The organism is Frankia sp. RB5 (assembly GCF_059816245.1).
Window position 1 is genome coordinate 55572 of sequence record NZ_JCBATA010000024.1, and the last position, 15452, is coordinate 71023.

At 71.5% G+C, this 15452-nt stretch carries 17 protein-coding genes; 16 read left to right on the top strand and 1 reads right to left on the bottom strand.

Translation table 11 applies throughout. The features are described from left to right. The first annotated feature begins 1 nt into the window (after position 1). Entirely contained in the window at positions 2-2215 is a 2214-nt protein-coding gene (locus tag AC6EXY_RS15145) for a phage minor capsid protein (protein WP_499817181.1), read from the top strand. Here the strand turns inward: AC6EXY_RS15145 and AC6EXY_RS15150 are convergent. Continuing rightward, on the bottom strand, positions 2212-2535 hold the full coding sequence (locus AC6EXY_RS15150) for a hypothetical protein (protein WP_499817180.1): 324 nt from the start codon (positions 2533-2535) through the stop codon (positions 2212-2214). The genes AC6EXY_RS15145 and AC6EXY_RS15150 overlap by 4 nt on opposite strands. A 476-nt stretch (positions 2536-3011) precedes the next feature. Between AC6EXY_RS15150 and AC6EXY_RS15155 the strand changes: the two genes are divergently transcribed. The 15 genes from AC6EXY_RS15155 (at position 3012) to AC6EXY_RS15225 (ending at position 15303) form a co-directional block, all read left to right on the top strand. Further along, positions 3012-3605 (top strand): hypothetical protein, encoded by a 594-nt coding sequence (locus AC6EXY_RS15155; RefSeq protein ID WP_499817179.1) that lies wholly within the window; start codon positions 3012-3014, stop codon positions 3603-3605. Between the two features lie 350 nt (positions 3606-3955). Then, positions 3956-4861: a hypothetical protein gene (locus tag AC6EXY_RS15160; protein WP_499817178.1), complete on the top strand. Its 906-nt coding sequence runs from the start codon at positions 3956-3958 to the stop codon at positions 4859-4861. 72 nt (positions 4862-4933) lie between these two features. Beyond that, positions 4934-5746, top strand: a complete 813-nt coding sequence (locus AC6EXY_RS15165) for a phage major capsid protein (protein WP_499817177.1) — start codon at positions 4934-4936, stop codon at positions 5744-5746. 29 nt (positions 5747-5775) lie between these two features. Further along, positions 5776-6450 carry a GIY-YIG nuclease family protein gene (locus AC6EXY_RS15170; RefSeq protein ID WP_499817278.1) on the top strand — a complete coding sequence of 225 codons (675 nt, stop codon included), beginning with the start codon at positions 5776-5778 and terminating at the stop codon, positions 6448-6450. A 101-nt stretch (positions 6451-6551) separates the two neighbouring features. Beyond that, positions 6552-6920 (top strand): hypothetical protein, encoded by a 369-nt coding sequence (locus AC6EXY_RS15175; protein WP_499817176.1) that lies wholly within the window; start codon positions 6552-6554, stop codon positions 6918-6920. Beyond that, positions 6920-7435, top strand: coding sequence for a hypothetical protein (locus tag AC6EXY_RS15180; protein ID WP_499817175.1), 516 nt, complete (start codon positions 6920-6922; stop codon positions 7433-7435). Before AC6EXY_RS15175 ends, AC6EXY_RS15180 begins: the two co-directional genes overlap by 1 nt. Continuing rightward, positions 7432-7650 carry a hypothetical protein gene (locus tag AC6EXY_RS15185; protein WP_499817174.1) on the top strand — a complete coding sequence of 73 codons (219 nt, stop codon included), beginning with the start codon at positions 7432-7434 and terminating at the stop codon, positions 7648-7650. Before AC6EXY_RS15180 ends, AC6EXY_RS15185 begins: the two co-directional genes overlap by 4 nt. A 12-nt stretch (positions 7651-7662) precedes the next feature. After that, the gene (locus AC6EXY_RS15190) at positions 7663-8172 is read left to right on the top strand and encodes a hypothetical protein (protein ID WP_499817173.1); all 510 of its coding nucleotides are present in this window, start codon (positions 7663-7665) and stop codon (positions 8170-8172) included. 52 nt (positions 8173-8224) lie between these two features. Next, positions 8225-11902: a beta strand repeat-containing protein gene (locus AC6EXY_RS15195; protein ID WP_499817172.1), complete on the top strand. Its 3678-nt coding sequence runs from the start codon at positions 8225-8227 to the stop codon at positions 11900-11902. Positions 11903-11914: 12 nt separating this feature from the next. Beyond that, a complete protein-coding gene (locus tag AC6EXY_RS15200) occupies positions 11915-12628 on the top strand; it encodes a hypothetical protein (protein ID WP_499817171.1) in 714 nt (237 codons plus the stop codon). Positions 12629-13094: 466 nt separating this feature from the next. After that, positions 13095-13433 (top strand): hypothetical protein, encoded by a 339-nt coding sequence (locus AC6EXY_RS15205; RefSeq protein ID WP_499817170.1) that lies wholly within the window; start codon positions 13095-13097, stop codon positions 13431-13433. A 13-nt stretch (positions 13434-13446) separates the two neighbouring features. After that, a complete protein-coding gene (locus AC6EXY_RS15210) occupies positions 13447-13788 on the top strand; it encodes a hypothetical protein (RefSeq protein WP_499817169.1) in 342 nt (113 codons plus the stop codon). Further along, complete coding sequence (locus AC6EXY_RS15215; protein ID WP_499817168.1) at positions 13785-14222, top strand: minor capsid protein; 438 nt, start codon at positions 13785-13787, stop codon at positions 14220-14222. The genes AC6EXY_RS15210 and AC6EXY_RS15215 overlap by 4 nt, the downstream gene beginning before the upstream one ends. A 74-nt stretch (positions 14223-14296) precedes the next feature. Continuing rightward, entirely contained in the window at positions 14297-14749 is a 453-nt protein-coding gene (locus AC6EXY_RS15220; protein WP_499817167.1) for a phage tail tube protein, read from the top strand. Then, on the top strand, positions 14695-15303 hold the full coding sequence (locus tag AC6EXY_RS15225; RefSeq protein WP_499842350.1) for a hypothetical protein: 609 nt from the start codon (positions 14695-14697) through the stop codon (positions 15301-15303). The genes AC6EXY_RS15220 and AC6EXY_RS15225 overlap by 55 nt, the downstream gene beginning before the upstream one ends. The last annotated feature ends 149 nt before the right edge of the window (positions 15304-15452 follow it).

A 15452-nucleotide genomic window follows, 5' to 3' on the forward strand; every position in this document is an offset into this window, starting at 1 on the left:
GATGGCCCCCACCCCGGACGACGCCTCCCACCTCGGCGAGCAGATCCGCCGGGCGTACGAGGACCTCGAGCTCGGCCTGGTCGCCCGGATCGCCCGCGCGTTGGGCGTCGGCAAGGGCACGCTCGGCTCGGCGCTGGGGAAGCGGGGCGCTCTCGGCCGCGCGGCCCGTCGGCTCCTCGACCGGCTCAACGCGAAGATCCGCAAAGAGCTTCCGCCGCTCGTCGTCGAGGCATACGACATCGGCGCCGACGAGGCCGCCGCGGAGGTGCGCCGGCTACGGCAGCGCGACATCGACCAGGCCCCGGCGCGCCGCAACCCGCCCGGTGGCCGCGGCCGTGAACAGCCGATCCGCCCACCGCAACGTCCGGGACGGCATCCGGACCTGCCTGGCCCGGCCGACCCGAACGGGCTGGCCGAACGGCTGATCCGCGACTTCCACCCGCAGGTCCTGCGGGGCGTCGACGACATCTACCGGCGTCTCGTGGCCGAGACCTACGCCCCGGCGCTGGCCGAAGGGCTACCGCGGCGCGAGGCGTCACAGCGGCTCCTCGAGCGATTCGCTGTGGAGGGCATCACCGGGTTCACGGACAAGGCCGGACGACGCTGGAACATCGTTTCGTACAGCGAGATGGCGATGCGGGCGGCGTTCGCCCGCGCCACGCTCGCCGGCGCGCTGGACCGATACCGGGCCGACGGCATCGAGCTGGTCGGCGTGCCGGACATCCCCTTCGGCTGCAACCTCTGCCTACTCCCCGGGACGACCATAGAGGGGCCAGCGCCCACGTTCCGCAGTCGAACCGAGTACGCCGGCGACGTAGTCCGCATCACCACCGCCGCTGGAAAGCACCTTGTGGGAACGCCAGAGCACCCGGTGTTGACGCTCGGCGGGTGGCGTGTCCTCAAGAGCCTTCGTCCAGGCGATCAAGTCATCAGCATTGGCCGGGAGCAGCGGGCCACAGCCAGCGTGGGCGTTGTCGTGCCAGATGACGTACAGGTCCCAACCCTCATCGAAGAAGCAGGAAAATCGGTCGCGCCATTGCTTCTTGCGGGACCAGCCCGTCGTCAGCTCAATGATGGTGTTGCCTACCGCGAAGTCCGCGCAGTATCTCCCGACGGCGACCTGCTGGCGGAATGGGACGTCCCGCTCGGTGAGCCATTGGGCGACCATCTCCTCGTAAGGGGAATCGGAGCCGCCGCGCGCAGCCTTGCTGAGCACGATCCGACGCTTGGTCTCGTCGGACACGACCCGACCACGATTCGATTCGTGCATGGGGTCGAGCATCTGGGCTCGCTCCTCCGGCCCGGCTTTTTCCCAGCGGCGCAGCATCATCCGGCTGCGTATCGCCGAGACTACGTCGGGGTCGACACTGGCCCAGTAGTCGGCGAAGTGGTGGCCCCTTGGCCGAGCCTGCTCGCCGGCTCGGCGGATGTAATCGAGGGCCGAACGGTCGCTGACCCCGTACGCTTCCCCGAGCTGCACGAGACCTTCGCCGGCTCGGTACCGCTCGACGAGCTCGGCCGCTTGGGCCTCGGAGAGCTTCCGGCAGTAAGACCCGCGTTCGGCGCGCTGGGTGGCCTTCACGCCCTCGCGGCGCAGGATAGCGAAGAAGTACGACTTGCTGACGCCGAAGGCGGCTTGAAGTTGCTTCGGCGTCTCGCCGGCACGGTAACGCCGGATGAGATCGTCAACGTCGAAGTTCGAGCGTACAGAGGGCACGTCTGGGACCTCACAACCGATCCGGGCTGGTTCTTCGCGAACGGAATCGTCACCCATAATTGTACCCCTTTTGAAGGCAAAGTCCTGTCAATCAGGAAGGGCGCGAAGCCGCCTCGGGGAATCAAGGTGTACACCTCGATTGAAGAAGCCTTCGCACGCGGCTTCGCCCACCCGAACTGCCGCCACAACCTGATCCCGATCACGGGCGCCGAGAGCGCACGGGTGCTCCAGCAGGCCCACCAGCCCCACGACGAGCCCGGCTACCAGGCCACCCAGCGGCAGCGGCTCCTCGAGCGCCGGATCCGCGAGGCGAAACGGGTTTCGGTCGCCCTGGAGGAGTCCGGCGCTGATCCGGCCGCGCGGCGGAAGGCCCGGGACGAGGTGCGCGCGAGGCAGGCCGCGATGCGCCAATTCCTGGCCGCGCACCCGCAGCTCATGCGCTACTCCAGCCGCGAGCAGGTCCGCAAGTCGGGCGAGCCGGTCGAACGGGCCGTCTAGGACGGGCCCCGTAGCGGGAACACGGGCAACCGGGAGGCCGTCCACTTCCTGAACTGATACCTCTCCTCATCGGCCCATCGGCCCTCTGGCTCATCGAGATACACCAATTCGATGCGCTCCCCAGGAATCCCAAGGCCGGCATTTTGTGATGCGCATGCCCTCGCGAACTTCGCGAGGCGCTCCCAGTTGTCGTCGCCAAGCGGCAACCAGTGCACCAGCCGTGGCGTGTCGTCGTAGCTCGGCCCGTACAGCTCGTGGTGGGCCCCGGTGTCCGTGATCGTGTAGCCGGCTGGTAGTTCCGGCGCTTCATCGCTGGTCACACCTCATTGTCTCGGGAGAATCCGCCGTGTCCGGTATGCGGGTCCGTTCCGAGTGGCACGGGAACCGGATCATCGCGCGGATCCCGATCGTTCGCCGTCGGGCTCTCGCTCGTGCTGGGCACAACTGGTTCGCGCGGTCGCAGATGCTGGTGCCGTTGCGTGAGGGGCATTTGCAGCGGACCGGCAAAGTGACCATTACCAGCAACAACGTTACCGTAGCGTATTCGACACGCTACGGAGCCATACAGCACGAGCACCTAGGGTATCGACACGCACCCGGACGGCAAGCGAAATACATCACGGACGCCGTCCGTCCCAACGAGCTCCGGATAGCCCTCGCCGAGGTCATCCGCGACGCATTCCACTGAGCCCCAGGAGGAACCCGTGCGTGCCGACGTGAACGCCCTGCTCGCCGCCTTCGCCGCCCTCGTCATCATCATCGTGGGCGTCGTCTGGCTGATCCAGCAGGCGCACTGATGGCCCGCCGCATCGTCTCCGCGGCCACCCGAGCCGCCCTCGCCGCCGCGGCCCGCCACTACTGGGCGACCCACGGCGGCGGCAACGGCTCCGCACGCGGCGGGAGCGGCCGGGCCCGCTCCGGCTCGGTCCGCCTCGGCCCGCTCCGGATCAACGCTGGTGTTCGGGAACGCGGCTCCGCCCCGCAGGGCACGTTGAACACGGCAGCGCACGCCTACCGGCAGCACCGCACCGCCCAGCGCGGACGAGCCCTCAACAGCGGCCTCGGTGACGGTGAGGTCGACCGGGCCCGCGCTCAGGCCCGCGCCGGACGCGAAGCCGAAGAGGCCGCGCGCGACGAGCGGATGGCACAGAGGCATCGCCGGCTGGTCGGCAGCGGCCGTGAATCCAGCGACGAGCTGCGAGCTGCGAACGACCGGCACGAGGCGCGCAGGCAGACCCGGGAGCGGGAGCAGCGCCGCCGCGACAGGGAAGCCGCTCGCTACCGCCGGCCGTCGCCAGGAGAGAGCCAGCCGCCGCGGCGCCGGACCCAACCGCCCGGTCAGCGCCGCCGGCAGACGCAACCCCGGCGGCGCCCCCGGCCGTCGTCCTGACGCGAAGGGGCTCATGATCGCCATTCCCGGCGGCCCGGTAGCTACCCGGTGGGAGGCGTCAGGGGGCCGCGAAGCCCCTGCCCTTGCGCGACCTGACGGACGGTCGGCCTGCCCCACCGGTGCCGCGCGCCTCTCCGCGACGTCTCGCAGCAGGCCACCGCGACTCTCCGAGGCGGGGACCGAGCTAGGCGCGACCCCGCTCTGAGGGTCCGACCCGCCGGCCTGCCACCCCGTCCCCGCGCACAGCAGCCTAACCCCCTCCGACCCCCACCACCTGGGGGTTTCCCCGACCCCACTCCCTCAAGGGCCCGCCCGGGTGGCGGGCCCTTTCGCATGCCCGGAGATCCCCTGTGCTCGACGCGCGCCGTCCCCGCTCCCTCGATGACCTGCCCATCCTCGGCCACCGCAAGGACGGCCGGCCGATCCGGCTCATCGCGGGCGGCAACGGCGACGACGGCGGGGACGCCCCTGGAGGTCAGGCCCCGGCCGACCCCGGGGGTGCACCGGCCGCCGCCCCCGCCACTCCCCCCGCACCGGCCCGGACGGCCCCCGCGGTTCCGGCCGCGCCGCAGGCGCAGGCGCCCGCCGCCCCCGCCGGTGGTGGGCTGAGCCTGGCCGACCAGGGCATCACCCCGCAGAGCATCGCCGCCGCTCTCGCCGCCCAGCAGCCGAAGCACGTCACCGACAGCACCAAGGACTTCTCCCGCCAGCCCCAGTGGGTGCAGGACGAGGTCCGCCGGTTGCGCGACGAGAACGCCGGATGGCGCCACCGGTACAAGGAGGCCGACGAGGGCGCGTCCGGGCTGCGGCAGGCGATCGCCGATGCCGCCGGCCTCGACGTCGCCGAGGTCAACCCCGACTCGTTGAACGACCTGTTCGGGTACGCCGCCGCCGAAGCGCAGCGGGCGCTCGTGCAGCAGGCCGTCTACAAGGCCGCCTACCAGCACGGCGTCGACCCCTCCGCCCTTCTCGACTCCGCGTCGTTCCTCGACCGGGCCGACGGGATGGACCCCACCGAAGACGGCTTCGGTGACGCGCTGTCCTCCCTCGTCCGCGAGATGGGCGAGGCAAACCCCAGATTTCGGGCCACCGATGCCGGCCAGGTGCCGGCCAGGAATGGCCCGTCGCGCTCCGGCGCACCGATTCCCGGCGGGTCCGGGAATCAGACCCAGATCACCGAGTCCGCTCTGGACTCGATGACCCCGAAGGAAATTGCTGCGGCCCTCGAAGACGGCCGCCTCAAGCATCTCCTGTAGGGGTCACCCCCGAAAGGCGCAGCTCTAATGAGCTTCACGAGGTTCAAGCCTCAGATTTGGCATGCGGTTCTGATGACCGCCCTGGAGAAGAGCCTCGTTTACGCGGCTCCGGGGGTCGTCAACCGTGACTACGAGGGCGAGATCCAGCAGTACGGCGACACGGTCCGTATCACCTCGATCTCCGACCCGACCATCGGGAACTACACCGCCAACAACACCACGATCGTCCCCGAGGAGCTGACCGACGCTCAGCGGACGTTCACCGTCGACCAGTCGAAGTACTTCGCGTTCTACGTCGACGACATCGACAAGCGGCAGTCCATGGGCCCCGTGCTGCCTGAGGCGATGCGCCGCGCCGCCTACCGGCTCCGCGACCAGGCCGACCAGTACGTCGCCAGCCTCTACACCCAGGTCAACGTCGCGAACCGGCTGAACTCCGGCTCGGCGGTCACCCTGGCCGCCGCGGGCAAGGCCTACGAGGCGCTCGTCGACCTCGGCGTGAAGCTCGACGAGGCGAACATCCCGTCCGAGGGCCGCTGGTGCATCATCCCGCCCTGGTTCCACGGCCTGATGCGCAAGGACGCGAACTTCATCAACGCCGAGAAGTCCAGTGACGGCGGGTCCGCGCTGCACAACGGTGTCGTGGGCATGGCAGCCGGGTTCTCGCTGCGCGTGTCGAACAACGTGCCGAACCCCTCCGGGTCGGACTACGTCATCATGGCCGGCACCGACATCGGTATGTCCTTCGCCGAGCAGATCAACAAGGTGGAGCCCTACCGGCCCGAGGCGAAGTTCGCCGACGCGATCAAGGGCCTCTATTTGTACGGAAGTAAAATGGTCCGCCCGGAAGCTGTTGTCTACGGCTTGATCACCCGTCCGGCCTGATTCCTGCGGTTCCTCGATATGCTTTATTGGTGTCGGGGATCTATGTCATTGCGAACAGTCGGAATGCGAAGGTCTATGTCGGATCCGCAGTCACTCCCAGACGCCGTGAGGCCGAGCACTGGCGGCAGCTCAGCAGGGGGAAGCACTACAACGCGCGCCTTCAGGCGGCGTGGCTGAAGTACGGCGAGGCGTCGTTCTTCTTCCTCGTCGTCGAAGGGGTCACCGACGCCGCCCGGCTGATCGAGCGCGAGCAGGCGTGGCTCGACGGGCTCCGCGCCGCCAATCCCGCCTTCGGGTACAACATCCTCCCGACCGCGGACAACATGCTCGGCCACAAGCTCACCCCCGAGCAGCGCGCGGCAATCTCCGCGCGGCAGACCGGCATCCCGTTCAGCGCCGAGCGCCGGGCAACGCTGTGGGGCCCGGACCGGCAGGTGACCGACGCGATGCGGGAAGCGTGCCGGAAGACCGGCAGGGCGCAGGCCGGGATCCCGAAGCCCGCGTCCGTCCGCGCGGCCGTCTCGAAGCGGCAGACCGGCTCCAGGAACTGCCGGGCGAAGCTGACCGAGGCCGATGTCGCCCAGATCAAGCGGCGCCTCCTGGCAGGCGAGCGAGTCACGGCGATCGCCCGGTCAGTGGGCATCAGCCACTCGATCGTGTCGAACATCAAGACCGGCAAGATCTGGACCCACGTCACCATCTGACCTTCCGCGCTGCGGGCCAGCGCACCCATCACCAGCAGCACCGAAAGGCGGACGTCCACCGGGCGTCCGCCTTTTGCGTTGCCCGAACACAGGGAGTTCTCATGGCGCGTACCGCCGTGGCCTACTCGACGTTCGTCGGGAACGGCAGCCTGGCCGATCCGGCCGGGACCAGCCTCGACATCACCAACGATCACACGATCGCTCGCGCCTACCCGGAGCGCACCGTCCTGCGGGTCACCAACACCCACACCTCGGCGCACACCATCACCGTGAAGGCCGGCTCCTACCCGCCCGGGATCGCGGCCGGGCAGGGCGACATCACCGCATCGGTCGCGGCGAACACCGGCGTGACCTGGCTGGGCCCCTTCGAGTCCGGCCGGTTCCTCCAGAACGACGGGTCGCTGTCGATCGACATCGAGGCGGCCCACGCCGGCACGATCACCGCCTTCCTGCTCCCGGAGAAGGTGTGATGGCCGAGCAGGAGGAGCGGGTCGGCTGGTTCCGCGTCGAGAACGGCACGACCCAGAGCTTCCGGCTGCCGCTCGCCGAGGTGTGGGCCGACCGGCTCGCGAAGAAGGCGTGGACCCGCGTCGTCGGCCCGGACGACCCGGCCGAGTGGGACCCCGACGCCCCTCTGCCCGTCGTCACCGGCCACGAGCGGGCCGAGGACTACACCGACCGGGTCGGCCAGCGGCAGCCCGGCAACCGCCGGGGTGGTGTGCCGCCCGTCTCCCCCGTCACCAGTCCGGAGGGAGCGGCAGGCACCGGCACCGGTGTCCCCGCGGTCACCGAGGACGGTTCGGGCGGCGCGGCGCTGCCGGGGATCGTCCACGCCGACCACACGCCGACCGACCCGGGACCGCCCCCGGCGCAGAACGCGGCGAAAGCGGACTGGGTGGCCTACGCGGTCCGCTCCGGCGCGGACCCGATCGAGGCCGAGCGGTCCACCAAGGCGGACCTGATCGACAGGTACGGCGCCGCATGAGCGACTTCGCGGACAAGGTCCGGTCCGTCGGCTACCTCCGCGGCGGCAGGACCCGCCCCCGGGTCCGTGAGGGCCGCTCCCACCCTGACACCGGCCAGCCGTTCAAGGCCACCACGGACGAGCTCGGGGCGACCGTGACCGAGCACGGCACCCCCGATGACCGGGTGGACGTCCACGTCACCCCCCAGACGCTCACGATGAAGATCTCCGGCTAGGAGCAGGAACCCATGTCCTTCACGACTTCCGGGCTCTACGTCCACACGTTCCGGGAGGTGCTGCGGGCGACGACGCTGACCGGCGGGCAGGTCGACCTGCGGCTCGCCACCTACAAGATCGCCCTGCACTCGGATGCCCTCACCCAGGGTTCCGGCCTGCTGAACTACTCCAGCGCCACTCCGAACTGGGCGACTACCAACCAGGTGTCCGGTACCGGCTGGGCGTCGGGTGGTGTCGCCCTGTCCGCAGCGGCGGCCGGGGCAACGTCGACCGCGCCGACGCTGGACGAGGGCACCGCCGGCAGCCTGCGCTACGACATGGCGGACATCGCCGTGTCCGCGACCACGCTGACGAACGCGCGCGGCTGCATCATCTACGCCGATCCGGTCACGGCCCCATCGGACATGGTCGACGCGATGATCGTCGCGATCACGTTCGGGGCGGACTACTCGACGAACAACGGCCTGTTCGCGATCACCTGGGCCAGCACCGGCCTGTTCGAGATCGACCTGACGCCGTAGCCGTCACGGTTTTCGCCACCCGCCCCGCCTGCCGTCCCCTGGAGGTTGCGCGGTGGCGAAAACCGAGGCGTTCGTCGACACGTTCGACACGGCGATCAACGGCACGAACTGGGGCACCACCAACAGCACCGCGATCGTCTGGGCGGCCGACGCCGGTGGTGGCCATGTCGAGATGACCGTCGAGAACACCGTCTACAACCTGTATCGGCAGCCCGCCGAGGATCTGACCGGCTCGTTCGCGTTCGCGAAGATCCTTTTCCCCGCGTCGACCGGGCCAATTCAGTCCGCCTTCGAGGTCTCCGACTCGCAAACCGCCGGGACGAACCGCATCAGGTGGTACCGCAACGGGGCGACGCTGCTCTCCGCCGTGCTGATCACCGGCAACGCGGCGATCGGCACCCAGGTAGACCTCACCTACGACACCACGGCCCACGCGTGGCTGCGGATCCGTGAGACCGCCGGCACGATCTACTGGGACACGTCCGCCGATGGGCTGACCTGGACCAACCGGCACTCGCTCGCGACCCCCGCCTGGGGGACGGGCCTCACCGCCGTCTACGCCCGCGCCAGAGCGTTCCGCTCGACCGCCGGCACCGACGGTGTGATGACGTTCGACAACTACAACACCGTCCGTGCGTCGGTGGCCCCGACTGTGGTGGCTGCGCCCACGGCGACGCCCACGCCGACGGTCACGTCCAGCGCCAACCCGACGCCCGCAGTGGTCGCTGCCACCACGACGATTCCGGCGCCGGTGGTCGCGGCGTCCATCGCGCCGGCGGCCGTGACGGCGACAACGTCGGTTCCGGCGCCGTCGTTCTCAAGCACCGCCACACCTGGTGTGGTGGGTGTGGCCGCCGCCGTGCCGTCGGTCGTCGCGGCGGCGAGCGCGACGGCGACACCCGCCGTTACCGCCGCGGCCGTGGCGGTAGCGGCACCGACGGTGTCGGCGGGCTGGAACGGGCTCGCGCTCGTCTCCGCTGGGACTGTCTCCCGGGCGACGGCCGGCGCGGCGACTCCGGCGCTGCCGGCCGGGCTCCAGCCTGCGGACCTCCTGGTCCTCGTCGACGGTGTCGTTTCCTGGTCGGGTACCGGCGGGCCGGCGACACCGGGCACACCGTCGGGGTGGACGCCGGTCGTCTCCTACCGGAACACCGGCTCTGGGTTCGCGCGGATCAGCCTGTTCTACCGGCTGTACCAGGCAGGCGACAGCGCGCCGACGGTCACCTACACCAGCAATTCCGGCGGCGGGAACGACAATCACGCGTCGGAGATCCTCGCGTTCCGCGGCGCGAACGCCTCCGCAGTGCAGGACCAGCTCGGCACCGGGTCGACGCTCACCCAGACGACCACCTCGGCCGGGCCGATCACCGGGCTGACGACCTCGTTCGACGGCAGCCTCGTGCTGATCGCCGCGGTCCGCGACGACCAGCCGTCCACCTCGACGGCGCTCACCGGCGACGGCCTGACCTACGCGAAGGCCACCGACTACAGCAACGGCACCGCGGACGGCCTGTCCCTGCTCGCCCAGTACGCCACCACCACGACCGCGCTCACCGTCACCAGCAAGACGATCGCCCTGTCCGGGTCGGCGGACGCGTCCGGCGCCGGGGTGATGTGGGCGATCCGAGCCGCGTCCGCAGCCACCCCGGCCGTCGTCGGCGGGACGACCAGCATCTCGGCGCCATCGGCGAGCGCCGGGTCTACCGCTACGCCTACGGTCGTCGCCTGCTCGGCTGCTGTTCCCGCCCCGTCGGCGGGCGGCGGCGTCCGGACCGCTCCCACGGTCATCGCCGCGGCGGCGTCGATCCCGGCGCCGCTGATCGGCACGGACGCAACCGTTACCCCCACCGTCGTCGCGGCCACCACGACCCTGCCGGCTGCGGTAGCCAGCGGCGGCGGTCAGGTCGCACCCAGCGCGGTCGCGGTCGCGGCGTCGGTGGCGTCGCCCGCGGCGGGTGGTGGTGCGGGCGTCACGCCGGGAACTGTCGCGGGCTCGTCCTCGACGTCGGCCCCGGCCGTGTCGACGGGGGCAACCGCCGCACCAGCGGTCATCGCGGGCACGGCGGCGGTTCCCGCGCCGACCGCCGCCGCAAGCCCGATCCCGTCCACGGTCGCCGCCGGAGCCTCGCTCGGCACGCCCTCGGTGGGCGGCGGCGTGACAGCAGTTCCCGCCGTCACCGTCGCGGCAACCTCGACGCCGTCGCCCTCGGCGGGCGGCGGCGCGACAGCCCAGCCGCCGACCGCCAGCGCCGCGACCACGGCCGGGGCCCCCGCGCTGTCCACCGGGGCGACAGCATCCCCGGCGGTCGTCGCCGCTGTCACCACAGCGCCCGGTCCGGCGATCGGCGCCTCGGCGACGTCGGTCGCTGTCGCCATCTCGATGCCTACGCCGACGGTGTCGGTCGGATCGACCCTCGACGCGTCCACCGTCGCGGCACCTACAACGGTGGCTGGCGGTGCCGCGGGCGCAGGACAGACCGCGGCACCCACTGGCCTCTCGGCCAGCGCCGGCCTGCCCGCGCCGAGCATGCAAACCGGCGCCGGGCCGGTTCCACAGGCGGTGCAGGGCTCCACCGCTGCGGACGGGCCGATCCTGTCGACCGGCGCCGGGCCGGCACCTGCCGTCGTCGCCACGGCCGCTCTGATCGACATCCCCACGGTGGCCACCGGCCAGAGCGCCGCACCGTCCCCGGCGGGCGGCACAGCCGATGTTCCCGTCCCGACAGTGCACACCGGAGCCGGCCCGGCGCCGCTCACAGTGCTGGTTCTCTCCAGCGTGCCGCTGGCGGCGATCGGCGGCGGCACCTCCGCTGTCGGTGCAGCCGTCCCCGGTCAGGCGTCACTCGCCGCGCCTTCAGTCTCGACCGGCATGACGGCAGCCCCGGCCGATCTGCTCGCTGCGGCGAGTGTTCCGGTGCCGGTGCTGAACTTCGACGCCGCTATCACGGCCGGGACGCCCACCGCCAGCACCTCGCTGCCGGCCCCCGCCGTGCAGGCAGGCGCAGGCCCGCAGCCCACGGCCGTGGCCTCCACGTCCACCGTCGGCACGCCGGTGATGTCGACGGGCAGCACGGTCGCCGCCGACAGCGTCCTGGCGGCCAGTGCGGTCATCGCGGGCGCGGTGCAGGGCGGATCCACCGCCGAGCCGGCGCCGCTACTCGCCACGGCATCCGCTGCCGCGGTGGGCGTGGCGGTCGGCAGCACCATCGCAGCGCCGACGGTGGCCGCGGCCGTGGCCATCCCCGACCCGTCGGTGTCGGCCTCGAGCACGCCGACACCGGACGCGCTACTCCCCGCGTCGGCGCTGACTGGACCGGCAGTCGCGACGGGCAGCACGATCCCAGCCGGCACCGTCCAAGCCCCGGCGGACCTGACCGGGCCCGTCGCGGGCGGCGGCGCTGGGCTCACCGTCACCGACCCGGTGGCCGCGGCCGCTGAGCTTCCGGGCCCTGCTGTTGCGACCAGCTCGACTGTGGCCCCTGCGGCAGTCGTCTGCGCCGCGTCGATCCCGGTGGCGGTGGCATCCGCCGGATCAACGGTGTTCGTGGCCACGGTGGCTCTCGCCGTGCTCGCGCCCGCCGCGGAAGGTCATGGCGGGGCCGGCGCAGAACCGGACGGCCTGGCTGCCGGAGTGCTGGTGCCGGTGGTGCTGGTGCACGTTGTGCACCGCAAGGGCCGGCTCACCGGCTCGGCGCGGCCCGTGGCCACCCTGACCGGCTCGACCAGCTGAGGAGACCAGGCCGTGTCCGGATCGCCGTACACCGTCGGGGATGCCGTCCGGCTCACCCTCCGCGTCGCCGACATCGACGGCGCCGCCGACGACCCGGACACGATCGCCCTCGACGTCCAGCTGCCGGACGGGGCGCGCACGGCGATCCCGCCGGGGGACATCGTCCACGAGGCGTTGGGCGTGTACCTGTACGACTACACGACCACCGTTGCCGGCCGGCACATGGGCCGGTACACGACCACCCTGCCTGACGGGGTGCTGGTCATCGAGTTCGACGTCGTTGCCGCTCTGGACAGCACGACGCCGTACCGGCCGGTGTACGCGACCGCGGCCGACTACCAACAGACCACCGGGCAGGCCCCGCCCGCCGACATCATCCGCCGGCTGGCCGACGCATCCGAGTACCTCGACGAGCTGCTGGCCAACGCCTGGTACGAGATCGATCCCGCGACCGAGCTGCCTACGGACCCGCGGATCGCTGCGGCGATGGCCCGCGCGGTCTGCTGGCAGGTCCACTGGGAGGAGCAGACCGGGGACCGTGACGGCCTCGGCCTGGTCTATCCCTCGATGAGCATCGGCTCGGTGTCGATCTCGCGCGGGTCGGGCGGCGGTGGGACGACCGGATCAGCGTGGGACCGGGCCGCGCCCCGGCTCGTCACCGCGCTGCGGACCGCCGTGGACTCGCGCGGGTATCCGCTGCTCGGGCAGCCGATCGTCCTCGGCTGACAGGGTCGTGATCTCCACGTCCGGGGTGAGCGGCACCCACCGGCCGCCCTGCGAGCCGTAGGCCCGCCGGCAGCCGCAGAACCAGACGTTCCCGGCGGGAAGTTCAGGCGTCCAGCCGCTCGCGGTCACCGCTCGCACCATCGGCGGCCGGCACCGGTGGATCCACCCCGATGGGGCTGCATGGTCCCAGCGCACCCGACCATCATCCCGGATCGGTGGCGGATGACGGCCGCGCGGGTACGCGGCGCCTTGGGCCGCTAGACGACTAGGAGTACCGATCAACCGCCGGGGTGCCCGCCGGGATTTGAACCCGGGTTCCGCGTCCCCGCGCGGACCGTCACGGCTGATCGTAGCCGGCTCGTTGTAGCGGGCCGGCCGGTCTCACCGGGCTTATATGTGCGGCCCGACCGCGAACCCCCGCCCGCATCGCGTGATCCGCGCCACACGTCTCTCCCTGGGAGGTCCGGTGGCCGGCATCCCCGCGATGCTCCTCCGCTTCCTCGCCGTCATCGAGCCCTACCAGGGCGCCGGCGCACACGGCCCGATCCTCGGCCCAGCCGGCACGCCGCTGCCCTGCTTCGCCGAGGTGCGGCGCTCGCTGACCGTCGACCGCGAATCCCGCCGGATCACCGCCACAGCCACCGTCTGGCTGCCCCTCGGCACCGTCTGCCCGGCCGAGTCGATGGTCACCGTTCTCCGCCGCGACGGCTCCCCCCTGATCGCCCGCACCCGGGTGCTCGCCGCCTCACCGCGGGACGGCGGCGGCCTACCCGTCCCCAGCCACCTGGAGCTCCAGCTCCAATGAGAGGAGGCGCGCCGTGGCGCGCACCGCCATCACCCCGACCACCGTCACTCCGGCCGGCGTCGACCCGTTCCCCACCGCCGCCGACGCCACCAACGGCCACACCTACCCGTGGGCGGCTACCCGGCTGCTCGCGGTCCGCAACGGCGGCGGGTCGAGCCTGACCGTCACCGTCCGCGCGAACTACACGGTGGACGGTCTCGTCCTGCCCGACCGGACCGTGACCGTCGCCGCCGGCGCCAGCCGGGTCATCGACACCCGTGGGGCCGCCTACCAGCAGACCGACGGTGCCGTCTATGTCGACCTGTCGGCGGCCACATCGGTCGTCCTCGGCGTCCTCGACATCGCCCGCGGGTGAGCCTCGCCGAGGGGATCGCCGCCTGGCTCGGCGCGAACGTCCCCGGCCTGGCCTGGCAGCCCGACGGCGCCTACCCGGACGGCACCGTCGGCCTGTACGTCGAGCAGCTCCCTGCCGGCCCCGACGTCGCCGTCGCGGTCCTCACCACGGACGGGCAGCCGTCGGACAGCCTGCTCGCCTGGGACATGCCGGCACTCCAGGTCCGTGTCCGCGGAGACCGATCCCCGTTCGGCGCCCAGCAGATCGCCCAACGCATCTACAGCGCGCTGCACGGCCTGTCCGATGTCGAGCTGCCCGACGGCATGTGGCTCGGCCTCGCCACCTGCCTCAACAGCGGGCCGACCACGTCGGCGCCGGACGAGCAGGGCCGCTGGCAGTGGGTCGTCGGAGTCGACCTCCAGGTGATGGCGCCGACCGAGCACCGGCCCGCCTAACACCTCCCACCTCCCACCTTTCACGAGCCCCGCCGGGCGCACCGGCGGGGCTTTCGCAGTTCAGGAGACGACGCATGGTTGCGACGCAGGTCCCCGCGCGGAGCCTGATCGTGCAGGTCCGCGCCGCGGACGGCACGACGTGGCTCCCCATCAAGGGCATCACCCAATGGACGATGAACCCGGCGGAAGGCGAAGAGGTCACCGACGTCACGACCTACGACTCGCAGGGTGACGCCGAGTCCCGCAAGATGCAGCGCGGCAAGTCCCTGAAGGGCGAGGGGAAGCTCTACAAGGACACGATCACCGGCGTCCAGGACGCGGGGCAGGCCCGCTGCGAGGTCATCGCCGACAGCCTCGCCGAGGACAGCGTCGGCCGCGTGCGATTCCGGCACCCGATGGACACCCAGTGGAAGGTCTGGGACGCCATCCTCAGCATCGGCGAGCAGGGCGGCGGCAACAACGACATGACCGGGTGGAGCGTGACGGCCACCAGGACCGGCTCGTCCATGACGGCGTCCGCCCCGTGACCCGCTCGGAGCACAGCGCCCCGGCGTCACGCGAGCCGCTGGACGAGTACACGGTCGACCCGTCGGAGATCTTCGACCCGGACGACGTCGACCCGGACGACGGGCCGAGCGACTACGAGGACTTCGACGCCTACTGGGCCGAACACGGCACGGTCGTCGAGATCCGCCGGGCGAAGATCTGCGGCGTCGACGTCGAGGTTCCCACCGACCTCCCGCTCGAGGTCGAGGTCATCCTCCAGCGCCGCGGCGGCGAGCTGACCGACCGCGACCTGGAACGCGTCATCGACCTGATGTTCGGTGAGGACGTCCTGTCCCTCTGGATCTCGAACGGGATGACCAGGTCGCAGTTCCCCGTCGTCTGCGCTTGGGCGCTGGCGAACGCGGAGGGCAGGCGGATCTCGTTCGCGGAGGCCGCGGAGAAGGTCGCCCAGTCCCAGGCGGGCCCTACGAACCGGGCGGAACGCCGCGCCGCGAGCCGCCCGGCTGGATCCGCTTCTGGCCGTTCGTCGTCGCGGACTTCGCGCGGGAGTACGGCCTCGCGCAGGAGGCGGTAGCGCGCCTGTCCTGGCGGGAGTTCTGCCGCTACCTCGGCGGCCTGTCCGCTGAGGCGGTCTACCGGCAGGTCGTCCGCCACGCCCCCGCGCTCGTCACGGACGAGACGCAGATCCGCAGTCTCATCAACCGCATGTGAGCAGCCTCGGGA